The organism is Achromobacter sp. Marseille-Q4954 (assembly GCF_943737025.1).
Classification (GTDB): domain Bacteria; phylum Pseudomonadota; class Gammaproteobacteria; order Burkholderiales; family Burkholderiaceae_B; genus Achromobacter; species Achromobacter bronchisepticus_A.
This window is the reverse complement of record NZ_CALSFQ010000001.1, coordinates 2963117-2989818: the sequence shown is the minus strand read 5'-3', so window position 1 is coordinate 2989818 and position 26702 is coordinate 2963117. Positions and strand designations below refer to the sequence as shown.

The window sequence follows — 26702 nt, the reverse complement described above, 5'->3', positions numbered from 1 at the left end:
ACGGGGGAATGGCCGGCGAGTACGCCTGGCCGCTCCCCCGGCAGCGCTCAACCCAGGTTCGGCGCCAGGGTGCGCTTCAGGTCTTCGATGCTGCGGCCGCTGCGGGCCGCGTAGTCCTGCAGCTGGTCTTCGCCGATCACGCCCACGTTGAAGTACTGCGACTGCGGGTGGCTGAAGTAGAAGCCGGACACGCTGGAAGCCGGGTACATGGCGTAGCTGTCGGTCAGCATCATGCCGATGTCGGCGCCGTCCAGTACGCGGAACATGTCGGTCTTGATGACGTGTTCCGGGCAGGCCGGATAGCCGGGCGCGGGGCGGATGCCCACGTATTTCTCGGCGATCATGTCCTCGTTGGACAGGGCTTCGTCGGGCGCGTAGCCCCACAGGTCCTGGCGCACGCGGGCATGCAGGCATTCGGCAAAGCCTTCGGCCAGGCGGTCGGCCAGCGACTTGAGCATGATGCTGGAGTAATCGTCCAGCGCCTTTTCGAATTCCGCTTCCTTCTTTTCGATGCCCAGGCCCGCCGTGACGGCGAACATGCCGATGTAGTCCAGCTTGCCGCTGGACTTGGGCGCGATGAAGTCGGACAGCGACTTGTTGCTGACGCCTTCGCGCTTGGCGCCCTGCTGGCGCAGGTTGCGGTAGGTGAACAGCACCTCGCTGCGGGTCTCGTCCTTGTAGACCTCGATGTCTTCGTCGTTGATGCTGTTGGCCGGATAGAAGCCCACCACGCCGTTGGCGGTGAGCCAGCGGCCTTCGATGATGCGCTTCATCATGGCCTGGCCGTCGGCGTAGACCTTGCGCGCCTGCTCGCCCACGACCTTGTCGTCCAGGATGGCCGGGAACGGGCCGAACAGGCTCCAGGTCTGGAAGAACGGGCCCCAGTCCACGTACTTGGCGATCTCGGCCAGGTCGTAGCTCTTGAACGTGCGGCGGCCGATGAACTTGGGGCGCGGCGGCGTGTAGTTGTCCCAGTCGATCGCGGGGCGCGAGGCGCGCGCTTCGGCCAGCGGCAGGATGGGCGTGGCCTTGCGGTTGGCGTGGCGGCGGCGCACCTCTTCGTATTCCTGGGCCAGATCGGCCAGGTAGGCTTCCGACTGATCCGACATCAGGCTGGTGGCCACGCCCACTGAACGGCTGGCGTCCGGCACGTAGATCACCGGGCCTTCGTAGTTGGGCGCGATCTTCACGGCGGTATGCACGCGGCTGGTGGTGGCCCCGCCTATCATCAGCGGCAGCTTGCGGCTGCGGAAGTATTCGTCGCGCTGCATTTCGCTGGCGACGTAGGCCATTTCTTCCAGGCTGGGCGTGATCAGGCCGGACAGGCCGACGATGTCGGCGTTCTCTTCCTTGGCCTTTTCCAGGATCTGGGCGCAGGGCACCATCACGCCCATGTTCACGACTTCGAAGTTATTGCACTGCAGGACCACCGACACGATGTTCTTGCCGATGTCGTGCACGTCGCCCTTGACCGTGGCGATGACGATCTTGCCCTTGGCGCGCACGTCGCCGCCGGCGGCCGCGATCTGGCGCTTTTCTTCCTCGATGAAGGGAACCAGGTGGGCCACGGCCTGCTTCATGACGCGGGCCGACTTCACCACCTGCGGCAGGAACATCTTGCCCTCGCCGAACAGGTCGCCCACCACGTTCATGCCGTCCATCAGCGGGCCTTCGATCACTTCGATCGGACGGCCGCCGCGCGCGGCGATCTTCTGGCGCACTTCCTCGGTGTCCTCGACGATGAAGGCGGTAATGCCATGCACCAGCGCGTGCGACAGGCGGGCCTCGACCTCAGCGTTGCGCCAGGTCAGGTCTTCTTCCTTCTTGGCGCCCGAGCCCTTCACGCTGTCGGCGAACTGCACCAGGCGTTCGGTCGGCGTGCGCTCGTCGTCGGCGTCCGTCTTGCCCACGGGCTCGGCGCGGTCCAGCACCACGTCCTCGACCAGGTCGCGCAGCTTGGGATCCAGGTCGGCGTACACGCCCAGCTGGCCGGCGTTGACGATGCCCATCGTCATGCCTTCCTTCACGGCGTAGTAGAGGAACACCGTGTGAATCGCCTCGCGCATCGGCTCATTGCCGCGGAACGAGAAGCTGACGTTGGACACGCCGCCCGAAATGCGGGCGTAGGGCAGGTTTTCGCGGATCCAGCGCGTGCCTTCGATGAAGTCCACGGCGTAGTGGTTGTGCTCGTCAATGCCGGTCGCGACCGCGAAGACGTTGGGGTCGAAGATGATGTCTTCCGGCGGGAAGCCTTCATCCTCGACCAGGATCTTGTAGGCGCGGCCGCAGATTTCCTTGCGGCGCTCCAGCGTGTCGGCCTGGCCGAGTTCGTCGAACGCCATCACCACCACGGCCGCGCCGTAGCGGCGGCACAGGCGCGCATGGTGGCGGAAGGGCTCCAGCCCTTCCTTCATGGAGATCGAGTTCACCACGGGCTTGCCCTGCACGCACTTCAGGCCTTCCTCGATGACTTCCCACTTGGAGCTGTCGATCATGATCGGCACGCGCGCGATGTCGGGCTCGGACGCGATCAGGTTGAGAAAGCGCCGCATGCAGGCCACCGAATCCAGCATGGCCTCGTCCATGTTGATGTCGATGATCTGCGCGCCGTTCTCGACCTGCTGGCGGGCCACGGCCAGCGCCTCGTCGTATTTCTCTTCGCGGATCAGGCGGGCAAACATCTTGCTGCCCGTCACGTTGGTGCGTTCGCCCACGTTGACGTAGAGCGTGTCTTCGTCGATGTTCAGCGGTTCCAGGCCCGACAGGCGGGTCTTCACCGGAATGTCCGGCACGGCGCGCGGGGTCAGTGACATGACCTTGGCCGCGATCTCGCGGATGTGGTCCGGCGTGGTGCCGCAACAGCCGCCCGACATGTTCACCAGGCCGGCACGCGCGAACTCTTCCAGCAGCGCGGAGGTGTCGGCCGGGGTTTCGTCGAAGCCGGTTTCGGCCATCGGGTTGGGCAGGCCGGCGTTCGGATAGACGCAGACGTAGGTGTCGCAGATGCGGGCCAGCTCGGCCACGTAGGGGCGCATCAGCGCCGCTCCCAGCGCGCAGTTCAGGCCGATGGTGATGGGGCGCGCGTGGCGCACCGAGTTCCAGAAGGCTTCCACGGTCTGGCCGGAAAGGATGCGGCCGGACGCGTCGGTCACCGTGCCCGAGATCATCACGGGCAAGCGCACGCCGCGCGCCTCGAACACTTCCTCGGTGGCGAAGATGGCCGCCTTGGCGTTGAGGGTGTCGAAGATGGTTTCGATCAGGACGATGTCGATGCCGCCGTCCAGCAGGCCGTTGAGCTGCTCCACATAGGCGACGCGCAGTTCCTCGAAGGTGACGTTGCGCGCGCCCGGATCGTTCACGTCCGGCGAGATCGAGGCCGTCTTGGGCTGCGGGCCCAGCGCGCCGGCCACGAAACGCGGCCGCTCGGGCGTGCTGTAGGCGTCACAGGCCTCGCGCGCCAGGCGCGCGGACACCAGGTTCAGTTCGTAGGCCAGTTCCGGCAGCTCGTAGTCGCCCTGCGCGATGGTCGTCGCGCCGAAGGTGTTGGTCTCGATGACATCGGCGCCCGCTTCCAGGTATTGCCGGTGGATCTCGGAGATCACGTCCGGGCGCACCAGCGACAGCAGTTCGTTGTTGCCCTTGACGTCCTTGCCGTGGCCGGCGAAGCGCTCGCCGCGGAAGTCCGCCTCGCCCAGCTTGTAGCGCTGGATCATGGTGCCCATGGCGCCATCCAGAATCAGGATGCGCTTGCCCAGCAGGCGGGCGAATTCACCGCCATGGGTATAGGCTTCGGGCGGGTAAGGCAGGCGGGGATACGACACGGGCAGGTCCGGATGGAGTTGGCGATGACGGCGCAATGTGGCGAAAAAGCGAAAAACGCCGCAAAAACAAGCCCTGATCGTAACAAAATGGGCCTATCCGCGCCTCCCGGTGATACAGTTTCGGCCCCGAACCGGTGCTTTCGGCGCACAGGGCAGGCAAGAACGCAACACTTGCCGCACCGCGCGCGAAAGGTAAACGGGAAACAGGAAGAACCTCCCAGGGCTGCCGCCCCACAAGGCGCCGGCAACCCCTGGCTCCAGCCTGTGCTGCCCCCGCAACGGTCCCCATGCGCGCAATGCGCCCATGGCAGCCCGATACCGGCCTGTTCGATCGCAAGGAAGTCCATGCATTGCCGCCAGGCCTACACCGGCCCGCCGCGGCTTGGGCATCCTCCCCATCGTGAATGGCCTGCGGGGTCGCGGGTCGCATCGAGGTTACGTAGATGAAAACCCGCTCCATCCGGCGCTATGCCGGCGCCCTGCTCTGCTCCGCCCCGGCCATCGCCGCCGCCCAGCAAGCCGCCTCCTCCACTCCCCAGCTCGACGCCATCACGGTCACCGCCCAGCGCGTGCCGACCGACGGCCGCACGCTGCCGGTGTCGATCTCGGTCATCACCGCCGAAGACATCGCCGCGTCCAGCGCCCGCACCATGCAGGACGTGCTGTCGACCCAGGCCGGCATCCACCTGATCAACACCAGCAGCTCGAGCGACAACTCCATCGTCGACCTGCGCGGCTTCGGCATCACCGGCGCCAGCAACACGCTGATCCTGATCGATGGCGTCAAGCAGAACACCAACGACCTGTCGGCGCCCAGCCTCGGCGTAGTGCCGCTGGACCAGGTCGAGCGCATTGAAATCGTGCGCGGCAGCGGTTCCGTGCAGTACGGCGGCGGCACCACCGGCGGCGTGATCAACATCATCACGCGTTCCGATTTCACCAAGGAGCCAGTCGCCGCCCGCGCCACCGCCACCTTCGGCAGCTATGGCCTGCGCCAGTACGACGCGGCCGTGTCCATGAACAATGAAAAGGTCGGCGTCGACGCCTACATGCAATCGCTGCACAGCGACGGCTACCGCGACCACAGCGGCGAGCGCCGCGAGGGCGGCGGCGGCGGCATCACGTTCCGCCACGACGACGGCTCGATCCGCCTGTACGGCCGCACCACCACGCAGAAGCTGGAGTTGCCCGGTCCGCGCACGATCAACCCCAAGACCGGCCTGAACGAGTACCAGGACGATCCGCGCGGCTCGAAGAACGACGTCGATTACGTCAAGACCACGACCACTACCTTCGGCCTGCAGCTCGAGCAGGCGATCGGCGCCGGCACCCTGTACGCCGACCTGTCGACCCGCGAGAAAAAGCTCGACGGCCTGACCTACGACGGCTTCGGCGACATCCTGCGCGACCAGAAGCTGGAAGAGAACATCGCCAGCGTGCGCTACCGCCTGCCGATCAACGGCGGCCACAGCATCGTCTTCGGCGCCGACGGCCAGGAAGCCAAGACCACCGCCAACCAGAACGCCTACTACGACTTCCAGCCCTCGAAGTGGCAGTCGCGCCAGCACCAGTACGGCCTGTTCGCCGAAGGCCAGGTGCGCGCCACCGACAGCACCTACGTGACGGCCGGCGTGCGCCGCCAGTACGCCTCCGACGACCTGGACGTGATCTCTGGCTCGGGCACGGCGTCGGACCGCAGCAACCACCTGACCGCCTGGCAGCTGGGCGTGCGCCAGGACCTGCCCGCCGGTTTCGGCGTGTACGGCAAGGTCGGCCGCAGCTTCCGCCTGCCCAACGCCGACGAACTGCTGTCGGTGCAGACCCCGCTGGCGCCGCAGACCTCCACCGACAAGGAAATCGGCGTGACCTGGCAATCGGCCAGCAGCAGCGCCCGCCTGTCGTACTTCCGCTATGACCTGACCAACGAAATCCAGTACAACCCGCTGGCTGATGGCATCTGGGGTCCGGGCACGGGCGCCAACACCAACCTGGACCCGACCCGCCGCCAAGGCATCGAACTGGAAGGCCACACCGCGATCTCCAGCAGCGTGTCGCTGGACGCCAACCTGACCTGGATGGAAGCGCAATTCCGCTCCGGCACCTACGCCGGCGTGGACCTGGCGGGCAAGACCGTGCCGCTGGCGCCCAAGTGGCTGGCCAACGCCGGCGTGACCTGGCGTCCCACCGACGCGTTCCTGTGGAACGTGACGGCGCAATACGTGGGCAAGTCGCGCATGGACAACGACCAGGCCAACCAGTTCGCCAAGGAACTGGACGCCTACGTGCTGTTCAACACCAAGGTGGCCTACAAGTTCACGCGCAACATCGAAGGCGCCATCGGCGTGAACAACATCTTCGACCGCCAGTACGCCACCTACGGCATCCGCGGCGGCAATGCTTCGTTCGAGATGCTGGGTCCGGTCGCCAATTACAGCCTGTACCCCGCCCCGGGCCGCAATTTCTACGCGTCGCTCACGCTGCGCTACTGATCGCGGCATTCCGATATAGTCGGCGTTCCCCGCTGGCTATATCGGCTTCCTGCATGCCCCTCGCACGTACCCACCCTCGCATCGCTCCGGGGCTGTTCCTGGCCCTGGGCGCGCTGCTGTCCGCGGGACTCGCCGCAGCAGGTCCGGCGACGGATACCGGGGCGGGTTCCGCCGCCGGCGCGGTCATCCAGATCCGCGACGACCAGGGACGCCAGGTCTCGCTGGCCGCTCCCGCCCGGCGCGCCGTCACCCTGGCCCCGCACGCCACCGAGCTGGTCTTTGCCGCCGGCGCGGGCGACCGGCTCATCGCCACCATCCGTGGCAGCGACTATCCGCCCGCCGCCCGCCAGTTGCCCATCATCGGCGACGGCACCCAGCCCGATCCCGAACGCGTGGCTGCCGTACGTCCGGACCTGCTGATCGCCTGGCAGCCCGCCGCCGCCGCGCCGCTGGCGCGGGTGATGGACAAGTTGGGCGTGCCGGTGTTCTACAGCGACCCGCAGACCCTGGCCGCCATCCCCGACGCGGTCGAACGCATGGGCGCGCTGTTCGGCACCGAAGCGCAGGCGCGGCCTGCCGCCCAGGCCCTGCGCGCGCGCCTGGACGCCCTGGCCGCCCGCTATGCCGGCCGCCGCCCCGTGCGCGTCTTCGTGCAGGCGGGGCTGGACCCCATCTACACCTTGAACGACAGCAGCATCGTCAGCGACGCCCTGCGCGTCTGCGGCGGCGTCAATGTCTTCGGCCAGGCGCCCGTGGTGGCGCCCCAGGTCACGCTGGAAAGCGTGCTGGCGGCGCGCCCCGAGGCGGTGCTGGCCGGCATCTCCCGCCCCGAGGACGGCGCCCGCAACCTGGCCGCCTGGCAGGCGCTGGGACTGCCCGCCGCGCGGCTGGGGCATGTGTACGGCGTGGATGCCGACGCGCTGTACCGCCCGGGTCCGCGTTTGATCGACGCCGCCGAGGCGATCTGCGCCGACCTGGACCGCCTGCGCTGAACGTGTCCGCACCACGATCTGCAAATAGTGGAACGCCGCATTTCACCGAGCACGTCTGCCGCGCGGCGCCGTGCTTTATCATTCGTCCAACGTATCGCCAGTCCCCGCGGGTCTCGCATCGTGCGCACCCGCCCTTTGAACCTCCGCCATGACCACTCAAGACACTCTCACCATCGCCGGCCGCGCCTACTCGTCGCGCCTGCTCGTCGGCACCGGCAAGTACAAGGACTTCGAACAGACCCGCGCGGCGTTGGACGCCAGCGGCACCGAGATCGTCACCGTCGCCATCCGCCGCACCAATATCGGCCAGAACGCCGGTGAACCGAACCTGCTGGACTACGTCCCGCCGTCCAAATTCACGCTGCTGCCCAACACCGCCGGCTGCTACAGCGCCGACGAGGCCGTGCGCACGCTGCGCCTGGCGCGCGAACTGCTGGACGGCCACGACCTGGTGAAGCTGGAAGTGCTGGGCGACCCGCAGACCCTCTTCCCCAACATGCCGGAGACCCTGAAGGCCACCAAGACCCTGGTGGACGAAGGCTTCAAGGTCATGGTGTATTGCACCGACGATCCCATCCAGTGCCGCATGCTGGAAGACCTGGGCGCGGTCGCCGTGATGCCGCTGGCCTCGCTGATCGGCTCGGGCATGGGCATCCTGAATCCCTGGAACCTGCGCCTGATCATCGAGCAGGCCCGCGTGCCCATCGTGGTGGACGCCGGCGTGGGTACCGCGTCGGACGCCGCCATCGCCATGGAACTGGGCTGCGACGCCGTCCTGATGAACACCGCCATCGCCGGCGCGCGCGATCCGATCCTGATGGCCAGCGCCATGAAGAAGGGCGTGGAAGCCGGCCGCGAGGCCTTCCTGGCCGGCCGCATGCCCAAGAAGCTGTACAGCGGCGCCCCCAGCTCGCCCAACGAAGGCCTGATCACGGCGGGCGCCCCCAAATGAACGGCCGCCAGGAGGCCGCCAGCGGCCGCCCCATCCCCAACGCGCTGACCATCGCTGGCGTCGACCCCTCCGGCGGCGCCGGCATCCTGGCCGACGTCAAGGCCATGAGCGCGCTGGGCGCCTACGGCTGCGCGGTGATCGCCGCGCTGACGGCGCAGAACACCCAGGGCGTCACCGGCATCTCGGCGGTCCCGCCCGCTTTCGTCGGCCAGCAGATCGACACGCTGTTCGCGGACGTGCGCATCGACGCGGTCAAGATCGGCATGCTGGGCCAGCAGCCGGTGATCCAGGTGGTGGCCGAGAAGCTCGCCAAGTGGACACCGGCCCACGTGGTGCTGGACCCGGTGATGGTGGCCAAAAGCGGCGACCTGCTGCTGGAACGCGACGCCGTGGGCGCCATGCGCGAGGCCCTGCTGCCGCAGTCCACCTTGCTGACGCCCAACCTGCCCGAAGCCGGCGTGCTGCTGGAAGAGCGTCCGGTCGAGACCGTCAAGGAAATGCGGCGCGTGGCCGAACGCCTGCGCAACAAGCTGGCGCATTCAGGTGAGCGCTGGGTGCTGGTCAAGGGCGGCCACCTGCCCGGCAGCGAGACCATCGACCTGCTGCATGACGGCGACCGCATGATCGAGCTGCCCGGCCACCGCATCGAGACCGTCAACACCCACGGCACCGGCTGCACGCTGTCGGCGGCGCTGGCCGCGCTGCTGCCGCAAACCGGGGACGTGCCCGAGGCGGCGCGCCGCGCCAAGGCCTACCTCACGGAGGCCATCCGCCACGCCGAGCGCCTGTCGGTGGGTTCGGGCCACGGCCCGGTGCACCACTTCCACGCCTGGTGGTAGATCCGGGCGGCGTCTGAAACATCTGTCGGCGGGGTCGGGCGTCACAGTACGCTACGAATCGGTACAATGGTCTGTTGATTCCTCTGTTTTTTCTGACCGTCATGAACGCTTCGACCCTGCCCGACGTAGAACAAGCCCGCTTCAACATGGTGGAACAGCAGATCCGCCCGTGGGACGTTCTGGACGCCAACGTGCTGCAAGCGCTGTTCGATGTGCGCCGCGAACAATTCGTTCCGCCGGCCCTGCGCGCGCTGGCGTTTTCCGACCTGGAACTGCCGCTTGAGATCAACGCGGTCAACACCCGCCAGAACATGCTGGCGCCCAAGGTGGAAGCCCGCCTGGCGCAAGAGCTGCTGCTGACCAAGTCCGACTGCGTGCTGGAAATCGGCACCGGCTCCGGCTACCAGGCCGCGCTGCTGGGCTACCTGGCGCAGCAGGTCACCTCGGTCGAAATCGACAGCCGCCTGGTGACGTTCGCGCAGCAGAACCTGCAGATGAACAACGTCACCAACGTCAAGGTCGAAACCGGCGACGCCCGCAACGGCTGGGGCTCCACCGAATACGACGCCATCCTCGTCACGGGTTCCGTGCCGACCGTCCCCGACGCGCTGAAGTACCAGTTGCGCGTGGGCGGCCGCCTGGTCGTGATCGTGGGCCAGGCGCCCGTCATGACGGCCTGTCGCATCACCCGCACCACCGCGGCCAGCTTCGAAACGGTGAACCTGTTCGAAACCGTCATCAAGCCGCTGCGCGGCGTCACGGTATCCCAGTTCAAGTTCTGATCCCCAACCCTGCCGCCCGGCGCCTGCCCCTCTGACAGGGCCGCCGCGCCCCGGGCGGCCCGGCGTATCGTTGACCACCATGCGTTTCCGATTGCTAACGGCTTTACTGGTTTTTACCTGCGCCGCAAGCGTCGGCCCGACGCTTGTCCGCGCGCAGAACCTGATCCAGATCTGGCAATCGGCGCTGGGCAATGACCCGATCTACGCCGCCGCGCGCGCCAACTACCGCGCCGGCCTGGAAAAAGAACCCCAGGCCCGTTCCCTGCTCCTGCCCCTGATCTCCGCCGAAGCCGGCGGCGCCTACCAGGAAACCCGCAGCACCCGCGGCATGGGCATCGCCTACAGCGGCGGCCGCGGCGTCTGGGACCTGTCCCTGACCCAGCCGCTGTTCGACTGGGGCCGCTGGCAGAATTTCGAGCAATCCAAGCTGGTCGTCGCCGACGTCGAGGTGCAGCTGCAACAGGCCTATCAGGACCTGCTGCTGCGCGTGGCCGACGCCTATTTCAACGTGCTCTACGCCCAGGACACGCTGACCGCCACCGAGGCCGAAAAGGCCGCCGTGGCCGGGCAGCTGGAGTCCGCCAAGCGCAACTTCGAACTCGGCAACGCCACCATCACCGACACCTACGAGGCACAGGCGCGCTACGACCTGGTGGTGGCGCAGGAACTGCGCCTGCAGAACGACCTGGAAGTCCGCCGCGACGAACTGGCCAAGATCATCGGCACGGCTCCCGGCGCCTTGTCCGAACTGCCCTATGGCGTGCAGCTGCCCGCGCCGCAGCCCGCCCGCGTGGCCGACTGGAGCAACCAGGCGGAGTCCTCCAGCCTGGACGTGTTGCGCGCGCAGCTCCTGACGCGCATCGCCGGCCGCGAGATCCAGATCGCCAAGAGCGGCCATTACCCGACCCTGAACCTGCGCGCCAGCAGCGGCAGCGCCAGCGACGCCGTGATGCGCAATGCCGCGCCGGGCAAGCCCATCGACAGCACCATCGGCGTGGTGCTGTCGATCCCGCTGTACTCGGGCGGCGGGGTCTCGTCGCAAGTGACTGAAAAGGTCCAGCTGGAACAGAAGGCGCGCCACGATTACGAGGCGGCGCGCCGCCAGGCCGTGCAAGCCGCACGCCAGTACTACACCGGCGTCACCAGCGGCCTGGCGCGCATCCAGGCGCTGGAGGCAGGCGAAAAATCCAGCCGCGCCGCGGTCGAAGCCAACCGCACCGGCTACGAGGTCGGCGTGCGCATCAACCTGGACGTACTCAACGCCCAGCAGCAGCTCTACGCCACCCAGCGCGACCTGGCGCTGGCGCGCTACAGCACGGTGCTCGCCAGCCTGCGCCTGAAGGCCACCAGCGGCATCCTGGCCGAGGCAGACCTGGAAGCGATCAACCGCCTGCTGCGGGAACCGCGCTGAGTCCGCGAAGGGACTCGGTTTACTTGTTCTGGATTTTCTTCACGAGCGCCGTGGTCGAGCGCTCGAACTCGAACGGAATCGCCACTGCGCGGCCGCCCCAGGTCTTGACCAGGGCGGTCTCGGGCAGCTTTTCCATGTCGTAGTCGCCGCCCTTGACGATCAGGTCGGGCTTGAGCTGGCCGATCAGGGCCTCGGGCGTGTCCTCATGGAAGGACGTGACCACGGTCACGAAGCCCAGCGCGGCCAGCAAGGCGGCGCGGTCTTCCATGCGGTTCAGCGGGCGTTCGGCGCCCTTGCCCAGGCGGCGCACCGACTCGTCGGTGTTCACCGCCACCACCAGGGTCGCGCCCAGCTGGGCGGCCTGGTCGAGGTAGGTCGCGTGGCCCCGATGCAGGATGTCGAAGACGCCGTTGGTGAACACCAGCGGCCGCGGATAGCGGCCGGCGGCGACGGCGGCGACGCATTCGTCGCGGGACAGGACCTTGGATTCGAAACGGGCGGCAGGCATGCGGCGATTGTATCGTCCCGGCTCAGGCGCCGCCCAGGATGATCTGCTTTTCCTTCGGCACGATCAGCGCCGTCATTTCCTTGCGGTAGCGGTTCAGGTCCTTCACCGTTTCGAAGCTGCGGTCCATCAGCTTGGACAGGATGTGCAGGATGCGCGTGGCGACCTTCTGCTCCCAGACGCCGTCAAAGCGGATCTGCGTGTCCAGCCAATGCTCCAGCCAGCCAGGTTCCGGCAGGCGCGACTGCACCGTGTCGTTGGGGAACAGGTCCTTGTTCACGTGCAGGTTGGTCGGGTGCAGGGCCTGCTGCGTGCGGCCGGCCGACGCCATCAGCACGCCGATCTTGGAGAACGCCAGGCGGGCCTGCTCGCTCGTGTCCTGGCCGCGGTCGTGCAGCGCGCGGCGCATGTACTGCAGGTAGGCGCCGGCGTGGCGGGCCTCGTCCTGGGCCACCGTCTTGTAGATGGCCTTGATGACCGGCTCCGTGTGCCATTCGGCGGCGCGGCGGTACCAGTGGTTCAAACGGACTTCGCCGCAGAAATGCAGCATCAGGGTTTCGAGTTCGGGCGCGGCGTCGAACTCGAAGCGCACGTTGTGCAGTTCTTCCTCGGTGGGCACCAGGTCCGGACGGAAGCGGCGCAGGTATTCGATCAGCACCAGCGAATGCTTCTGTTCTTCAAAGAACCACACCGACATGAACGCGCAGAAATCGCTGTCGCCGCGATTGTCGCGCAGGAACATTTCGGTGGCCGGCAAGGCGGCCCATTCGGTGATGGCGTTCATCTTGATCGTGTGGGCCTGCTCGTCCGAGAGCTTGCTGCGATCGAAGTCGCCCCACGGGATGTCATGCGCCATGTTCCAGCGCACGGCTTCCATGGTCTTGAAGAGTTCAGGATAAAGCATGGTCTGCCCTTGTATTCGTCCCGCTAGTGGGGCTATAGATATAGAAATTAAGAATGGCGCGCGCGCTGCCGGCGAGGGCGCTGCATTCATCCACCGCAGCGCTATTTTTCGCCGTGTACCGCGAAGCTATGATGACCGTTTCATGAATGAAACATGACAGATACCGTCTAGATCATCGCGCCGCCTATCGGGTCAAGGCCCATATCGCGACCCCGATGGCAACCGCGGCCACCCCAACCAGCGCTGCAACCAGCCGGTTGTTCTGTTCCTGGGCCCGCCGCAACTGGATCATCTCGGCCAGCAAGGCGGGCGAGACGTTGGGACGGCTCAGGTGGTCATGGACCAGCCTGGGCAAAGCAGGCAGCATTTGCGACCACTGCGCGGCTTCTTTTTCCAGGCTCTGCCGCAGCCCCTTGAATCCGACGCGCTGACGCATCCAGCGTTCCAGATAGGGCTTGGCGGTCTTCCAGAGATCCAGGTTGGGATCGAGCTGGCGGCCCAATCCTTCAACGTTCAGCAGGGTCTTCTGCAACAGGACCAGCTGCGGCTGGATCTCCACATTGAACCGGCGCGAGGTCTGGAACAGCCGCAAGAGCACCTGCCCCAGCGAGATCTCCGACAACGGCCGGTCAAAGTACGGTTCGCAGACGGCGCGCACGGCGCCCTCCAGCTCTTCTTCGCGCGTATCGGGCGGCACCCAGCCCGATTCAATGTGCAGTTGCGCCACGCGGCGGTAATCGCGGTGGAAGAAGGCCAGGAAATTCTGCGCCAGGTAATTCTTGTCGAACTCGGACAGCGAGCCCACGATGCCGAAGTCCAGGGCGATGTAGCTGCCCAGCGTTTCCGGACGGTCCGACACGTAGATGTTGCCCGGGTGCATGTCGGCATGGAAGAAGCCGTCGGTGAAGACCTGCGTGAAGAAGATCTCCACGCCGGTGCGCGCCAGCGTCGGGATGTCGATGCCGGCCTGGCGCATGCGCTCCACCTGGCCTACCGGCATGCCGTACATGCGCTGCATGGTGAAGACCGTGGACGCCGTGTATTCCCAGATCACCTCGGGCACGATCAACATGTCGCCGCGGCCGGACTCGGGGCCGAAGTTGCGGCGCAGCTGGCTGCAGTTGGACGCTTCGCGCACCAGGTCCAGCTCGTCGTGCAGATACTTGTCGAATTCGGCCACCACTTCGCGCGGCTTCAGGCGGCGGCCGTCGGCGCCCAGGCGCTCGATGATGCGCGCCACCACTTTCAGCAGCGACAGGTCTTTCTCGATGATGCTGAGCATGCCCGGACGCAGCACCTTGACCGCGACCTCGCGGCCGTCGTGCAGCACGGCGAAGTGCACCTGCGCGATCGAGGCCGAGGCCACCGGATCCACTTCGAACTGCGCGAACAGCTTCTCGGGCGGCGCACCCAGCGCCGCCTCGATGCAGGCAGCGGCCTGCGCCGAGGGGAACGGCGGCACGCGGTCCTGCAAGAGCGCCAGTTCGTCGGCGATATCGGCGGGGATCAGATCGCGGCGGGTGGACAGCACCTGTCCGAACTTCACGAAGATGGGCCCCAGCGATTCCAGCGCCAGGCGCAGCCTCAAGCCGCGCGGCTTGCGCGGACGCGTGCCCAGGCGGATCACGCGCAACAGGCAGGTGGCCAGCGGATGGTTCAGGCTGGAGAGCACCAGCTCATCAAGGCCATAGCGCAGCGAAACCAGAATGATGCGGAAAAGGCGCAGCAGGGGGAACATGTATCAGGCGCCCCGCTTTGCGCTGGCGGACGCCAGGCGGGTTTGCAGCGCGGTGGCCGAACGGGCCAGCGCATCGGCGCGGGCGTTCAGCTCGGCCAGGTCCAGGCGCCACTGTTCCAGCGCCGGTCGGCTGGCCAGCATGCCGCTTTCCTCGGACAGGTATTCGGACACGTTCTCGGCCAGGCGCAGGCTGGCCGTGCGCGCGCCGCCGGCGGCCGCGCGCGCCCCGCCCACCAGGCGCAGCGCGGCGATGTCGCCCACCACCCGGGCCAGCGCGTCCTCCGGATCCCAGCGCAACTGCTTGGAGAGGTCCGACACCACCTGCGCCAACGCCGCGTCGCCCGAAATATGGGTCGCCTCGGCGAAATCGGGGCGCTCGCGGTCCGCGCCCAGGCGCGGCAGCGGCAGTTTTTCAGGCGCGACCGTCAGGGTCACGTCGGGCACCACGGCCGCATCGGCCTGGGCCGCCAGCCCTTCGCTGTCGATGGTGAGGCCCAGGCTGAAGCCGCCCAGCGCGAAACGCACCGTCTTGCCCGCATGCCGCACCAGGCGCGCGCGCGCCCAGTCCTCGCGCCGCAACAGGGCGTTGAGCGCGCTTACAGCCAGTCGCGAGGGGGTGGGCAGGAACGGAAGAGGCAGCATGGCGGTCTGCAACGGCCCCGATTGCGGGGGTTGCGGAAGTTAATGGGTAAATCGGGAGTGTAACGGGTTAGATGGATGGGTGTTTTGCGCAAGCACATGGAAAAACCGGCCCTGTGAGGGCCGGTTCAAACAGATGCCTTGCGGCATCCGCAACGGAGGTGGGGATCGGCCCCGGCCGGCCAGGCTTAGCTGGCGAGATCCACCGGGATCTGCTGGATGCCTGCGAGCAGCCAGCCGCCATTGGCAGGCTTGAACAGGTTCCAGACTTCCTCGAAGCGGAAGGCCTCGGCGCCCGGCGCTTCGCGCAGCATGCCGGAGAAGCGCACGCTGGCCAGGTGGCCGTCGGACACGGTTTCGATGCCCAGCATTTCAGCGTTCAGCAGGACCACTTCGGTCTTGTTGGGCGCCGCGCCGCGCTCGGCCAGCTGCGGCTTGAGCTCGGTGATCAGGTCGTCGGTCAGGAATTCGCGCAGGCCATCGGTGCTGCCGCTGTCCCAGACGGCCTGGATGCGCACGAACTGCTCCTTGGCCTGCTTCAGGAAGTTGGGCGTGTCGAAGTCACCCGGCACGAACCAGTTGTTGTCGTCGCCCATCTTGGGCATCGCGGCCGGCGCCGCGGCGGCGGCAACCGGAGCCGCTGCTGCAGCGGGAGCCGCCGGCTTCAGCGTTTCGCGCCACATCGGCTGCTGTTGCTGCTGGCCCGGCGCGTTGTTGGCGCCACCGAACGCGCCCTGCGTGGCAGTGCGCGGACCGGCGCCGCGCAGGCGGCGGATGATGAACATGACGGCGAACACGACCGCGGCGATCAGCAGCGCGGAGCCGAGGAACTCGGCGAAAGCGCCCGACAGGCCCATGCTGGAGAGCAGCGCGGCGATACCCAGGCCGGCGGCGATGCCGGCGATGGGGCCGAGCCAGCGCGACGCGCCGCTCTTGGCGGCGGCGCCCGCGGTTGCTGCGCCGGCCGTGGCCGCGCCGGCGGCTGCCGGAGCAGCGGTGGCGCCCGCCGTGTTGTTGGCGGCGGCCGGCGGCGTGGTCGCCTGGCGCTGCTGGGTCACGTTGGAGGATTGTCGGCCGACGCTGCTGCCGCCACCGGCACGGCGGGCTTCGGCGTCAAACGACGCCGTCACCAGTGCCGCGCCGGAAACGGCGATCAGCGCCGCGGCGACAAACCGCGAAAGACAGAATTTGGACATAGGTTTGCTCCCTCGTACTCGCGCCCCTGCCGCCCCGAGCAGCAGGAAGTCCCACGGACCGCGGGACCTTCGTCGCGACTTTTCTTACATTAATCTGAATACCGTAAGAATAACGGACAAGACGCCGCCCCACAAGTTCCCGCAGGGCGGCGAAAAATCCGGATGGCCGGCGCGGATCAGCCCAGCTTGACGCCTTCGTGCAGAGCGGCGATGCCGGCGGTCAGGTTGAAGTACTGCACCCGTTCCAGTCCGGCCGTGCGCAGCATGTCCGCCAGGGTTTCCTGGTCGGGGTGCATGCGGATGGATTCGGCCAGGTAGCGGTAGCTGGCTTCGTCCTTGGCCACCTTCTTGCCCAGCCAGGGCAGCACATTGAAGGAATACCAGTCGTAGGCGGGGGCCAGCGGCTTGGCCACGCGCGAGAATTCCAGCACCAGCAGCTTGCCGCCCGGCTTCAGCACCCGGGTCATTTCAGCCAGGGCGCGGTCCTTGTGGGTCATATTGCGCAGGCCGAAAGCCACGCTGACGCGGTCGAAATAGCCGGTGGGGAACGGCAGGCGCTCGGCGTCGCACACGGCGGTGGGCACCAGCAGGCCGGCATCGGTCAGGCGGTCGCGGCCCACGCGCAGCATGGAATCGTTGATGTCCGTGAGCCAGACCTCGCCGGTAGGACCGGCGCGCTCGGCGAACGCTTTGGCCAGGTCGCCCGTGCCGCCGGCGATGTCCAGCACCTTCATGCCGGGACGGATGGCGGCGCGGCCGATGGTGAACGCCTTCCAGACGCGGTGCAGCCCGGCCGACATGAAATCGTTCATGACGTCGTAGCGCTGGGCGACCGAGTGGAAGACTTCGGCGACTTTGCGGGCCTTTTCGCCTTCCGGCACCGTCTGGAAGCCGAAATGGGTCGATTGCGAGGCGGAATCCGCGGAATGTTGCGATTCGGAGGGGTTTTGCATGGTGAATTCCCGATATATCGTTCAATGGTAGCCTATCGGGCTCCCGCGGGCGGCCGGCGAACGCAGACGATGACGCCCGGCGGTCACATACCTGAAATATTGCGGCCATACTATCGCAATGTTCGCGCCGCGCCGGCGCTCAGAAGTGTGCCCAATCCGCCATGTCCAGCACCATCCTCGTCGTCGAAGACGAACCCGCCATCCAGGAACTGATCGCCGTCAACCTGTCCTTCGCCGGACACAAGGTGCTGCGCGCCTTCGACGCCGACCAGGCCCAGACCCTGATCCGCGCCGAGCTTCCCGACCTGATCCTGCTGGACTGGATGCTGCCCGGCACCTCCGGCCTGGCCATGGCGCGCAAGCTGCGCAACGACGAGCGCACCCGCGCCGTCCCGGTCATCATGCTGACCGCCAAGGGTTCCGAACAAGACAAGGTGGACGGCCTGGAAGCCGGCGCCGACGACTACATTACCAAGCCCTTCTCGCCCAAGGAGCTGATGGCGCGCATCAAGGCCGTGCTGCGCCGCCGCGCGCCCCAGCTGACCGACGACGTGATCGACGTGGGCGGCCTGAAGCTGGATCCGGTGACGCATCGCCTGTCGGGCAACAGCCAGTCGCTGCAGATCGGCCCCACCGAATTCCGCCTGCTGCATTTCTTCATGACGCACCCCGAACGCGTGTTCTCGCGCTCGCAGCTGCTGGATCAGGTCTGGGGCGACCACGTCTTCGTCGAAGAACGCACGGTCGACGTGCACATCCGCCGCCTGCGCAAGGCGCTGGAACCCAGCGGCCACGACGCGCACGTGGAAACGGTCCGCGGCAGCGGCTACCGGTTTACTGCCCAGCTCCCGACGCGGTAAAACTCCCGCACGATGATCTGGCTGCGCACTCTTTTCCTGGTCGCCCTGTGGGCGGTTGCCGCATTGCTGGCCCAATGGCTCATAGGAGACCCGGCGGGTTGGATACTTTTCTCCTTCGCGCTGGCCGCCATGCTGCTCTGGCGCAGCTGGCGCCTGCACCTGGTGTCCCACTGGGCCAACCATCCCGATACCTCGCCGCCCGCTTCGGTCGGCCCCTGGGACGATATCCTCGCCCCCTTGTACCGCTACACCCGCGCCCGGGCCCGCGAACTGAACGAAACCCAGAACACCATGCAGGGCATGCTGGCCGCGGCGCAAGCGCTGCCGGACGGCGCGGTGACCCTGAACGAGGATTTCCAGATCGACTGGTGCAACCGCATGGCGCGCCAGCACCTGGGCCTGCGCCTGCCGGCCGACCGCGGCCATAACCTGTTGAACCTGCTGCGCGCGCCGGAATTCGTCGAATACGCGCACCGCCCGTCCTGGCCCGAACCCATCCTGGTGCGGCTGGGCCAGCAAGGCCAGGAACGGCTGATGATGATGCAGTTGACGGCCTACGCCAGCAACCAGCGCCTGCTGATCACGCGCGACGTCACCCAGATCGAACGCCTGGAAACCACGCGCCGCGACTTCGTCGCCAACGTCTCGCACGAGCTGCGCACGCCGCTGACGGTGCTGGCGGGCTTTCTGGAAACGCTGCGCGACATGCCCGCCGACGCCCTGCCCGCCGAACAACGCGAGCAGTACATCGACATGATGCATGAACAGGCCCAGCGCATGCAGGCCATCGTCGAAGACCTGCTGACCCTGTCCACGCTGGAATCCTCGCCGGGCAGCGACCCGCGCGCGGTCAACATGGGCGCGCTGCTGCAGAAGGCGCGCCAGCAGATCGAGGCCCTGTCGGGCGGCCGCCACGTGCTGGAATGGCATATCGACGAATCGCTGGACGTGCTGGGCGCCGAAACCGAGCTGACCTCGGCCCTGTCCAACCTGCTGACCAACGCGGTGCGCTACACGCCCGACGGCGGCACCATCACCGTGCGCTGGGCGCGCGAGGAAGACGGCGGCGCGCGCTATAGCGTGCAGGACACCGGCATCGGCATCCCCGCGCGCCACCTGCCCCGCCTGACCGAGCGCTTTTACCGCGTGGACCGCGGCCGCTCGCGCGCGGTGGGCGGCACCGGCCTGGGGCTGGCAATCACCAAGCACATCGCCATGCGCCATGACGCCGAACTGCTGATCACCAGCGAACCCGGCAAGGGCAGCGTGTTCGCCCTGCGCTTTCCGCCCGACCGCATCGCCATCGACAGCCCGGCCTGAGCCTGCGCAAGGCGGCTTCCGCCATGCGCGGGCCCAGGCGCCGCGCGAATGGTAAATTTCCTGCCATGCGCATCCTGGTCATCGAAGACGAACCCAAACTGGCCGACTACCTCAAGAAGGGATTGTCGGAGCAAAGCCACGTCGTGGACCTGGCGCGCGACGGCGTGGACGGCCTGCATCTGGCGCTGGAAGGCGTCTACGACCTGATCGTGCTGGACGTGATGCTGCCGGGCGTGGATGGCTTCGGCGTGCTGGCCGCTGTGCGCGAACAGAAGGACACGCCCATTCTGATGCTGACCGCGCGCGACGCCGTCGAGGACCGCGTGCGCGGACTGGAAGGCGGCGCCGACGACTACCTGGTCAAGCCTTTCGCCTTTTCTGAACTGCTGGCGCGGGTGCAAGCGCTGCTGCGCCGCGGACGTTCGCAAGAACCCACCCTGCTGCGCCTGGCCGACCTGGAACTGGATCTGGCCCGCCGCCGCGCCCAGCGCGGCGGCCGCCGCCTGGACCTGACCGCCAAGGAATTCAATCTGCTGGCCCTGCTGCTGCGCCGCCAGGGCCAGGTACTGTCGCGCACCACCCTGGCCGAACAGGTCTGGGACATGAATTTCGACAGCGACACCAACGTCATCGACGTGGCGGTGCGGCGGCTGCGCAGCAAGCTGGACGACCCCTACGACACCAACTTGCTGCATACCGTGCGCGGCATGGGCTACGTGCTGGAATCGCGCCCCGCGGATAGCCGCCCCGCATGAAGCCGCTGCGCATGCGTTCCATGCAGGCGCGGCTGACGCTGCTGCTGGGCGCCATCGCCTTGCTGGTGTCCAGCCTGGCGGGGGCCACGCTGTTCTGGGCTCTCAAGCGCGAAGTGGAACGCCAGGAGATCACCGAAGTCAGCGGCAAGCTGGAATTGATCGATCACCTGATCGACATGCAGAACAACGCCCGCGGCCTGAAGGACCTGGCCGCCACCTTCGACGACATGCGCGCGGGCGAGGGCCAGCTGGGCATCTGGATCGTCGATGCGCACGGCCATTCCGTGTACGGCGGCCCCGCTCCCGAAACGCTGGCGACCGGCGACGGCAGGCAGGTCGTGCTGCAGACCGCCGACGGCGGCCGCATGCGCGGCCTGCGGGTCGCCATGAATGACCGCATCCTGCCCGGCGCGCAACTGACCGTGGCGGTCAGCACGCGCACCAGCTCGCAGTTCCTGTACGCCTACGGCACCGCGCTGGTGCTGATCTGCGCGCTGTGGGTGGGCGCGACCGTGGTGTTGGCGGCCTGGGCGGTCAGGCGCAGCATGGCGCCGGCGCGCAGGCTGTCCGAACAGGCCGCCAGCATCCAGCCCGACAACCTGGCGCGGCGCCTGCCGCTGGAGGACACGGACCGCGAACTGCATGACCTGGTCCGCTCCTTCAACCGCACGCTGGAGCGCCTGCAGGCCGCGTACCAGCAAATGGAAGGCTTCAACGCCGACGTGGCGCACGAGCTGCGCACGCCGCTGGCCACGCTGATCAACGGCACGCAGGTCATGCTGTCGTCGCCGCGCGACGCGGCGGAACTGCGCGACGCGCTGGAATCCAATCTCGAAGAACTGGAAGACCTGAAGACCCTGGTCAACGACATGCTGTTCCTGGCGCGCGCCGACCGCGGCGAACGGGCCGCGGACCTGGCGCCGGTGTCGCTGGCCGCCGAAGCGCGGCGCGTGGCTGAATACTACGAAGCCACGCTGGAAGAAAGCGGCGTGCATCTGCGCTGCCTGGGCGACGCCACCGTGGCCGCCAACGCCGGATTGGTGCGGCGCGCGCTGGCCAACCTGATTTCCAACGCCATCAAGGCCACGCCTCGGGGCGGTGAAATCGTGCTGACCTGCTCGGTTTCACCCACGGGCGCGCGGGTGGAAGTACGCAACCCCGGCCCCCCCATCCCGTCGGCCGACCTGCCCCGCATCTTCGACCGATTCTTCCGCTCCAGCCAGGCGCGCGCGCCGCGCAGCGAGGGCCATGGCCTGGGCCTGGCCATCGTGCGCGCCATCGCGCGCATGCATGGCGGCGAGGTCGATGCGGCCTCGGGCGCGCACGGCACCGTGGTCGGCATCACACTGCGCGCGCCGGACGGCCACACGTCTCCGGCCAACATTACAGAATCGTAATGTGCGGGACAGAATGGGGTCACTCCCGTTCTTCTACAGTACGCTTGCAACCACATCGTCCCGCAACGGAGCATCATGAACCTTACCCGCCTCACGCGCCGCCTGGCCCTTGCCGCAGCCCTGTGCGCGCCCGTATTCGCCACCGCCCAGACGCCCGTCAAGGTCGAGGTCTGGAAGACCCCGACCTGCGGCTGCTGTGAAGACTGGGTCAAGCACATGCGCGACAACGGCTTCGCCGTCACCACCCATGACGTCCAGGACACCGGCCCCATCCGCCGCAACGCCGGCATGGCCAACTACGGTTCGTGCCACACCGCCGCCGTCGAAGGCTATGCGATCGAAGGCCACGTGCCGGCCAGCGACGTGCGCCGCCTGCTGCTCGAAAAGCCTGACGCCGCCGGCCTGGCCGCGCCCGGCATGCCGCTGGGCTCCCCCGGCATGGACGGCCCCGAATACGGCGGCCGCAAGACGCCGCACGACGTGGTGCTGGTCGACAAGCAGGGCGGCGCCAAGGTCTTCCAGGCCTATCGTTAACGCGAATCTTCAGGTTCTGTTCGGGCATCGCTCTTTGTGGCGATGCCCGAATCATTTGCGCGCCTGAAACAATTCATCCATGCCGCCTCAATGGCTACTCCTTGCACTGCAGCAAAAATGGGCCACAATCAATAAAACGGATTCCTCACCCACCCCTCAGGCTGTCATGGCACAAATCGTCCTGTTCGAGAACATCCACCCGAGCGCCCGCGCTGTTTTTGAAGCCGCCGGCTACTCCGACATCGTCACGCATGCCGCCGCCTTGCCGGCGTCGCAACTGAGCGACGCCCTGCGCGGCGCTCAGGTGGCGGGGATCCGTTCTCGCACGCACCTGGATGCCGCCCTGCTGTCCGGCAACCCCGACCTGCGCGTCGTGGGCTGCTTCTGCATCGGCACCAACCAGGTCGACCTGGACGCCGCCATGCAACGCGGCATTCCGGTGTTCAACGCGCCGTTCTCGAACACCCGCTCGGTGGCCGAGCTGGTGCTGGGCGAAGCCATCCTGCTGCTGCGCCGCATTCCCGAAAAGAACGCCCGCGTGCACCTGGGCCACTGGGACAAGAGCGCCGCCGGCGCGTTCGAGACCCGCGGCAAGACGCTGGGCATCGTGGGCTACGGCAACATCGGCTCGCAGATCAGCACGCTGGCCGAAGGCCTGGGCATGCGCGTCGTCTATCACGACGTCGAAGCCAAGCTGCCGCTGGGCAACGCCCGGCCCGCCGCCACGCTCAACGAGCTGCTGGAGCAGGCCGACGTGGTAACCCTGCACGTGCCGGGCGGCAAGACCACCGAAAAGATCATGAACGCGGACACCATCGGCCGCATGCGCCGTGGGGCCATCCTGATCAACGCCTCGCGCGGCACCGTGGTGGATATCGACGCGCTGCACGCGGCGCTGAAATCCGGCCATCTGGCCGGCGCCGCGCTGGACGTGTTCCCGACCGAACCCAAGGGCGCGGACGAACCGCTGGCCAGCCCGCTGATCGGCCTGCCCAACGTGATCCTGACGCCGCACATCGGCGGCAGCACGCAGGAATCGCAAGAGAACATCGGCCGCGAAGTGGCCGAGAAGCTGGTGCGCTTCCTGCAGGCCGGCACCACCAAGGGCGCGGTCAACTTCCCCGAACTGCCCTATCTGGAACCCGCCGGCGGCACCCGCATCCTGCACGTGCACCGCAACGCCCCGGGCGCGCTGGGCACGCTGGACAACCTGATGGCGCAACACGGTTTGAACATCGTCAGCCAAACCCTGCAGACCCGCGGCCAGATCGGTTACGTGATCACCGACGTGGAAGGCGAAGTCAACGACGTCGTGATGTCCACGCTGCGCAGCCACCCCATCACGGTCCGCTGCGACCGGCTGTAAACCACCGCCGCCATGGCGGGCGGCGCGTCATGCGCCGCCCGCCAAACGGCTCAAGGCTCCGCCGCGGCGGCCGCCAGGCATTCCGCCATCTTCTCCTGCACGCTGCCGGCATCGAACGGCAGCCGGCCTATCAGGCCGATCTCGCGGTGGAACGCCGCCTCCCCCAGCGGCAACAGCCGCAAGCCCGTCATGTCCAGCCGCCGCAGCTGCGGCAACAGCGCCACGCCCAGCCCCAACCGCACCATGTTGGCGATGGCGTCGATCTCGTCCAGCTCGACAGCCTCGCGCACCGGGATGCGCTGCTTCTTCAGGAACAGGTCCACCACGCGCCCGCCGAATGACGCACGGTCGTAGCGGATGAAGGGCTGGCTTGCCAGCAGTTCGCGCCAGGGCGCGACCGGCATGGACGCGGGCATGGCCAGCATCACCGGTTCGCGCAGCAACGGCTGCCAGCCGAGTTCTGGCGGCAAAGCGAAGGGCGGCTTGATCAGTATCGCCATGTCCACCTCGCCCGCATCCACCTGTCCCAAGAGCGACAGCGAGACACCGGGCACGATGCGCACCCGCACGTCCGGATAGACCGCGCGGAATCCGCCCAGCGCGCGCGCCAGCAGGTCCTGCTGCACGGACGCGATGGCGCCGATGCGCAACAGGCCGCTGACATGGCCCGCCCCGCCAGCGGTAATCATGCGCTCCGCCATGGCGACCAGCTCTTCCGCCTGCGGCAGCACTTCGCGGCCATGCGCGTTCAGCACCGCGGCGCGCGCGCTGCGGTCGAACAGCGGTCCGCCCAGGTAGTCCTCCAGGCGCTTGATCTGGGCGCTGACCGCGGACTGGGTCAGGCCCAGCCGGGTGCCGGCGCCGGTAAAGGTGCCGTCCCGCGCCACGGCGATGAAGGTCTTGAACTCTTTGATCACGATCAATTATTTCGATGCTAACTAGCAAAAAATATCGTTTTTCAATCAAAAAAACAATACCTAAACTACCCATCGATGCTAGGCCGTCCCAGCTTGCGATGGCCCGCAATCTGATTGATCATTTTTTCTTTGCCTGACCCGGAGCCTTCCATGACCGCTCAAACCAACCTGCCGCCGTTCCACCTCGCCTTCCCGGTCCGCGACCTGGCCGAAGCCCGCGCCTTCTATGGCGAAAAACTGGGCTGTCCGGAGGGCCGCAGCTCGCCCGAATGGATCGACTTCAACTTCTACGGCCACCAGATCGTCGCCCACCTGGCGCCCGGCGAATGCGGCCACAAGGCCACCAGCGCCGTCGATTCCCACGATGTGCCCGTGCGCCATTTCGGCGCCGTGCTTTCCATGGAACAATGGGAAGCGATGGCGAAGCGTCTGACCGATGCCGGCACCGAATTCGTCATCGAGCCCTACATCCGCTTCAAGGGTGAAGTCGGCGAACAAGCCACCATGTTCTTCCTGGATCCGTCGGGCAACGCGCTGGAATTCAAGGCGTTCAAGAACCTGGATTCGCTGTTCGCCAAGTAATCCGTCTCTACAGGTTTCGTGTCGTTGAACGCAAATTCAGAACCTCCTTCTCCGGCCGAAACCTCCTGGCGCATCCTGCCGCAGGGTGACCGCTGCCTGATCGTTTCCTTTGGCGACCAGATCGACGCCGACGTAGGCAGGACCTGTCTGGCCGCGGCCGGCAAGCTGCGCGACGCGCGGCTTCCCGGCGTGACCGACGTGGTGCCCTCCTTCGTCGCGGTGGCGGTGCATTACCGCCCCGGCGCCAGCGGCGGCCCCACTTATCCGCAACTGGCTGAGCGCATCGGACAGCTGTTGTCCGAAGGCATCGCCGCGGACACCCTGGGCGGACGTGAGATCGACATCCCGGTCTGCTACGGCGGCGCACACGGCCCCGACCTCGACGAAGTGGCCGAAGCCGCCGGCCTCACCCCCGAAGGCGTCATCCAGCTGCACAGCCAGCCGCGCAGCATGGTCTTCATGCTGGGCTTCGCGCCCGGCCACGCCTATCTGGGCGTGCACGACGAGAAACTGAATATCCCGCGCCGCGCCTCGCCGCGCACCGCGGTGCCGTCCGGCGCCGTAGCGGTGGCCAACCGGCAGACCGTGATCTACCCGAACCGCCTGCCCGGCGGCTGGAACATCATCGGCGCCACGCCGCTCACCATGTTCGACCCGGCCCGCGAACCCGCCGCCCTGCTGCAGCCCGGCGACTCGGTCCGCTTCGTGCCCATCAGCCCCGAGGAATTCGACCGCATCCGGGGAGCCCGGCCATGAGCGTGACCGTGATCAAGCCCGGCATGCTGTCCAGCTTCCAGGACCGCGGCCGCGAGGGCTACCAGCACCAGGGCATCCCGGCCGCCGGCGCCATGGACGAGCGCGCGCACCGGCTGGCCAATGCCCTGGCTGGCAACCAGGACGAACACGCCACGCTGGAAATGACCCTGACGGGTCCGACCCTGCGCTTTGACGCGGCCGCCTGTTTCGCGCTAGCCGGCGCCGACCTCGGCGCCACGCTCAACGGCCAGGACATCCCGGTCCACCGCCCGCTGGTGGCGCGGGCCGGCGACACGCTGGCCTTCGGCGCCCGGTCGGCCGTGGGCGTGCGCGGCTATCTCGCGGTGCACGGCGGCTTCGCGCTGCCCCGCGTCATGGGCAGCGAAAGCACCTACCTGCGCAGCGGCTTCGGCGGCTTCCAGGGGCGCGCGCTGGCCAAGGGCGACCAGGTGCCGCTGCATGCGCCGCTGGCCGCCGGCCGCGACCTGGATGCCTTGCAGGAAGCGCTGTGGAACCAGCGCGTCTACCTGCCCGCAGCGCTGGGCGCCAAGCGCCGCGAGTTCATCCGCTTCCTGCCGGGCCTGCACTGGGAGGAATTCACCCAGGCCACCCGCCAGGCCTTCGGCGGCGGCGCCGAATTCCGCATCAGCCCGCAGTCCGACCGCATGGGCTACCGCCTGCTGGGCCCCGCACTGACCATGAGCCAGCCGCGCCAGATGCTGTCGGAAGCCGCCTGTTTCGGCACCGTGCAGGTGCCTTCGGGCGGCGAGGCCATCATCCTCATGGCCGACCGCCAGACCACTGGCGGGTACCCCAAGATCGCGCAGATCGCCACGGTGGACCTGCCCGTCCTGGCGCAGTGCGCGCCGGGACAGACGCTGCGCTTCCAGCAGATCGAACTGGAAGAGGCGCAGCGCCTGGACGGCGAGCGCGAGCGCGCCTTCACGCAATTGCAGGACGCGCTGGCGCCGTTGCGCGCGCTCCTGGCCTAGAA

At 67.5% G+C, this 26702-nt stretch carries 23 protein-coding genes; 15 read left to right on the top strand and 8 right to left on the bottom strand.

The features are described 5' to 3' along the window. Window positions 1–47: 47 nt before the first annotated feature. Window positions 48–3821 (bottom strand): methionine synthase, encoded by a 3774-nt coding sequence (gene metH / locus NGK62_RS14070; protein ID WP_251878757.1) that lies wholly within the window; start codon window positions 3819–3821, stop codon window positions 48–50. Between the two features lie 443 nt (window positions 3822–4264). Between metH and NGK62_RS14065 the strand changes: the two genes are divergently transcribed. The 6 genes from NGK62_RS14065 (at window position 4265) to NGK62_RS14040 (ending at window position 11286) form a co-directional block, all read left to right on the top strand. Further along, window positions 4265–6310: a TonB-dependent receptor gene (locus NGK62_RS14065; protein ID WP_059377493.1), complete on the top strand. Its 2046-nt coding sequence runs from the start codon at window positions 4265–4267 to the stop codon at window positions 6308–6310. A 53-nt stretch (window positions 6311–6363) separates the two neighbouring features. Beyond that, a complete protein-coding gene (locus tag NGK62_RS14060; protein ID WP_118933622.1) occupies window positions 6364–7302 on the top strand; it encodes a cobalamin-binding protein in 939 nt (312 codons plus the stop codon). 148 nt (window positions 7303–7450) lie between these two features. Beyond that, entirely contained in the window at window positions 7451–8254 is an 804-nt protein-coding gene (locus NGK62_RS14055) for a thiazole synthase (RefSeq protein WP_054454980.1), read from the top strand. Continuing rightward, window positions 8251–9093, top strand: a complete 843-nt coding sequence (thiD, locus tag NGK62_RS14050) for a bifunctional hydroxymethylpyrimidine kinase/phosphomethylpyrimidine kinase (RefSeq protein WP_251878755.1) — start codon at window positions 8251–8253, stop codon at window positions 9091–9093. Before NGK62_RS14055 ends, thiD begins: the two co-directional genes overlap by 4 nt. 101 nt (window positions 9094–9194) lie before the next feature. Continuing rightward, complete coding sequence (locus NGK62_RS14045; protein WP_059377489.1) at window positions 9195–9875, top strand: protein-L-isoaspartate O-methyltransferase family protein; 681 nt, start codon at window positions 9195–9197, stop codon at window positions 9873–9875. Window positions 9876–9954: 79 nt separating this feature from the next. Then, a complete protein-coding gene (locus NGK62_RS14040; protein ID WP_059377668.1) occupies window positions 9955–11286 on the top strand; it encodes a TolC family outer membrane protein in 1332 nt (443 codons plus the stop codon). Window positions 11287–11305: 19 nt separating this feature from the next. Here NGK62_RS14040 and rfaE2 read toward each other — a convergent pair whose 3' ends face one another. From rfaE2 to ubiE, 6 genes are all read right to left on the bottom strand, one after another. Further along, window positions 11306–11794 (bottom strand): D-glycero-beta-D-manno-heptose 1-phosphate adenylyltransferase, encoded by a 489-nt coding sequence (rfaE2, locus tag NGK62_RS14035; protein ID WP_059377488.1) that lies wholly within the window; start codon window positions 11792–11794, stop codon window positions 11306–11308. A 22-nt stretch (window positions 11795–11816) separates the two neighbouring features. After that, a complete protein-coding gene (locus tag NGK62_RS14030; RefSeq protein WP_054454988.1) occupies window positions 11817–12695 on the bottom strand; it encodes a ferritin family protein in 879 nt (292 codons plus the stop codon). Between the two features lie 184 nt (window positions 12696–12879). Beyond that, window positions 12880–14433 (bottom strand): ubiquinone biosynthesis regulatory protein kinase UbiB, encoded by a 1554-nt coding sequence (ubiB, locus tag NGK62_RS14025; protein WP_059377486.1) that lies wholly within the window; start codon window positions 14431–14433, stop codon window positions 12880–12882. A gap of 3 nt (window positions 14434–14436) precedes the next feature. After that, entirely contained in the window at window positions 14437–15075 is a 639-nt protein-coding gene (locus NGK62_RS14020) for a ubiquinone biosynthesis accessory factor UbiJ (protein WP_059377483.1), read from the bottom strand. A gap of 185 nt (window positions 15076–15260) precedes the next feature. Further along, window positions 15261–16268: a Tim44 domain-containing protein gene (locus NGK62_RS14015; protein WP_251878753.1), complete on the bottom strand. Its 1008-nt coding sequence runs from the start codon at window positions 16266–16268 to the stop codon at window positions 15261–15263. Between the two features lie 176 nt (window positions 16269–16444). After that, the gene (gene ubiE, locus NGK62_RS14010) at window positions 16445–17221 is read right to left on the bottom strand and encodes a bifunctional demethylmenaquinone methyltransferase/2-methoxy-6-polyprenyl-1,4-benzoquinol methylase UbiE (protein ID WP_251878751.1); all 777 of its coding nucleotides are present in this window, start codon (window positions 17219–17221) and stop codon (window positions 16445–16447) included. 161 nt (window positions 17222–17382) lie between these two features. On the opposite strand from ubiE, the gene phoB reads away from it, so the two are divergent. The 6 genes from phoB to serA all read left to right on the top strand — a co-directional run bounded on the left by phoB (window position 17383) and on the right by serA (window position 23453). After that, window positions 17383–18081 carry a phosphate regulon transcriptional regulator PhoB gene (phoB, locus tag NGK62_RS14005; protein ID WP_006227196.1) on the top strand — a complete coding sequence of 233 codons (699 nt, stop codon included), beginning with the start codon at window positions 17383–17385 and terminating at the stop codon, window positions 18079–18081. Window positions 18082–18093: 12 nt separating this feature from the next. Beyond that, window positions 18094–19401: a phosphate regulon sensor histidine kinase PhoR gene (gene phoR / locus NGK62_RS14000; protein WP_118933466.1), complete on the top strand. Its 1308-nt coding sequence runs from the start codon at window positions 18094–18096 to the stop codon at window positions 19399–19401. Window positions 19402–19466: 65 nt separating this feature from the next. Then, a complete protein-coding gene (locus tag NGK62_RS13995; RefSeq protein ID WP_251878749.1) occupies window positions 19467–20156 on the top strand; it encodes a heavy metal response regulator transcription factor in 690 nt (229 codons plus the stop codon). Further along, window positions 20153–21553 carry a heavy metal sensor histidine kinase gene (locus tag NGK62_RS13990; RefSeq protein WP_118933465.1) on the top strand — a complete coding sequence of 467 codons (1401 nt, stop codon included), beginning with the start codon at window positions 20153–20155 and terminating at the stop codon, window positions 21551–21553. Before NGK62_RS13995 ends, NGK62_RS13990 begins: the two co-directional genes overlap by 4 nt. A 75-nt stretch (window positions 21554–21628) precedes the next feature. Then, the gene (locus NGK62_RS13985; protein WP_059377471.1) at window positions 21629–22087 is read left to right on the top strand and encodes a DUF411 domain-containing protein; all 459 of its coding nucleotides are present in this window, start codon (window positions 21629–21631) and stop codon (window positions 22085–22087) included. A gap of 166 nt (window positions 22088–22253) precedes the next feature. Continuing rightward, window positions 22254–23453 carry a phosphoglycerate dehydrogenase gene (gene serA, locus NGK62_RS13980; RefSeq protein WP_118933464.1) on the top strand — a complete coding sequence of 400 codons (1200 nt, stop codon included), beginning with the start codon at window positions 22254–22256 and terminating at the stop codon, window positions 23451–23453. A 50-nt stretch (window positions 23454–23503) separates the two neighbouring features. Here serA and NGK62_RS13975 read toward each other — a convergent pair whose 3' ends face one another. After that, the gene (locus NGK62_RS13975; RefSeq protein ID WP_059377665.1) at window positions 23504–24370 is read right to left on the bottom strand and encodes a LysR family transcriptional regulator; all 867 of its coding nucleotides are present in this window, start codon (window positions 24368–24370) and stop codon (window positions 23504–23506) included. A 150-nt stretch (window positions 24371–24520) separates the two neighbouring features. On the opposite strand from NGK62_RS13975, the gene NGK62_RS13970 reads away from it, so the two are divergent. From NGK62_RS13970 to NGK62_RS13960, 3 genes are read left to right on the top strand one after another with little or no spacing between them, the layout of a single operon-like run. After that, window positions 24521–24952, top strand: a complete 432-nt coding sequence (locus tag NGK62_RS13970) for a VOC family protein (RefSeq protein ID WP_251878747.1) — start codon at window positions 24521–24523, stop codon at window positions 24950–24952. 24 nt (window positions 24953–24976) lie between these two features. Continuing rightward, on the top strand, window positions 24977–25708 hold the full coding sequence (gene pxpB, locus NGK62_RS13965; RefSeq protein ID WP_251878745.1) for a 5-oxoprolinase subunit PxpB: 732 nt from the start codon (window positions 24977–24979) through the stop codon (window positions 25706–25708). Continuing rightward, window positions 25705–26700: a 5-oxoprolinase subunit C family protein gene (locus NGK62_RS13960; RefSeq protein WP_251878743.1), complete on the top strand. Its 996-nt coding sequence runs from the start codon at window positions 25705–25707 to the stop codon at window positions 26698–26700. The genes pxpB and NGK62_RS13960 overlap by 4 nt, the downstream gene beginning before the upstream one ends. Window positions 26701–26702 lie beyond the last annotated feature (2 nt).

Coding starts and splice junctions, on each gene's coding strand:
- NGK62_RS14065 (WP_059377493.1), top strand. CDS start 4,265: ATGAAAACCCGCTCCATCCGGCGCTATGCCGGCGCCCTGCTCTGCTCC.
- phoB (WP_006227196.1), top strand. CDS start 17,383: ATGTCCAGCACCATCCTCGTCGTCGAAGACGAACCCGCCATCCAGGAA.
- NGK62_RS14060 (WP_118933622.1), top strand. CDS start 6,364: ATGCCCCTCGCACGTACCCACCCTCGCATCGCTCCGGGGCTGTTCCTG.
- NGK62_RS14030 (WP_054454988.1), bottom strand. CDS start 12,695: ATGCTTTATCCTGAACTCTTCAAGACCATGGAAGCCGTGCGCTGGAAC.
- NGK62_RS14015 (WP_251878753.1), bottom strand. CDS start 16,268: ATGTCCAAATTCTGTCTTTCGCGGTTTGTCGCCGCGGCGCTGATCGCC.
- serA (WP_118933464.1), top strand. CDS start 22,254: ATGGCACAAATCGTCCTGTTCGAGAACATCCACCCGAGCGCCCGCGCT.
- NGK62_RS13985 (WP_059377471.1), top strand. CDS start 21,629: ATGAACCTTACCCGCCTCACGCGCCGCCTGGCCCTTGCCGCAGCCCTG.
- ubiB (WP_059377486.1), bottom strand. CDS start 14,433: ATGTTCCCCCTGCTGCGCCTTTTCCGCATCATTCTGGTTTCGCTGCGC.
- NGK62_RS13995 (WP_251878749.1), top strand. CDS start 19,467: ATGCGCATCCTGGTCATCGAAGACGAACCCAAACTGGCCGACTACCTC.
- NGK62_RS14040 (WP_059377668.1), top strand. CDS start 9,955: ATGCGTTTCCGATTGCTAACGGCTTTACTGGTTTTTACCTGCGCCGCA.
- NGK62_RS14055 (WP_054454980.1), top strand. CDS start 7,451: ATGACCACTCAAGACACTCTCACCATCGCCGGCCGCGCCTACTCGTCG.
- thiD (WP_251878755.1), top strand. CDS start 8,251: ATGAACGGCCGCCAGGAGGCCGCCAGCGGCCGCCCCATCCCCAACGCG.
- rfaE2 (WP_059377488.1), bottom strand. CDS start 11,794: ATGCCTGCCGCCCGTTTCGAATCCAAGGTCCTGTCCCGCGACGAATGC.
- ubiE (WP_251878751.1), bottom strand. CDS start 17,221: ATGCAAAACCCCTCCGAATCGCAACATTCCGCGGATTCCGCCTCGCAA.
- NGK62_RS13960 (WP_251878743.1), top strand. CDS start 25,705: ATGAGCGTGACCGTGATCAAGCCCGGCATGCTGTCCAGCTTCCAGGAC.
- NGK62_RS13990 (WP_118933465.1), top strand. CDS start 20,153: ATGAAGCCGCTGCGCATGCGTTCCATGCAGGCGCGGCTGACGCTGCTG.
- NGK62_RS14020 (WP_059377483.1), bottom strand. CDS start 15,075: ATGCTGCCTCTTCCGTTCCTGCCCACCCCCTCGCGACTGGCTGTAAGC.
- phoR (WP_118933466.1), top strand. CDS start 18,094: ATGATCTGGCTGCGCACTCTTTTCCTGGTCGCCCTGTGGGCGGTTGCC.
- NGK62_RS13970 (WP_251878747.1), top strand. CDS start 24,521: ATGACCGCTCAAACCAACCTGCCGCCGTTCCACCTCGCCTTCCCGGTC.
- NGK62_RS14045 (WP_059377489.1), top strand. CDS start 9,195: ATGAACGCTTCGACCCTGCCCGACGTAGAACAAGCCCGCTTCAACATG.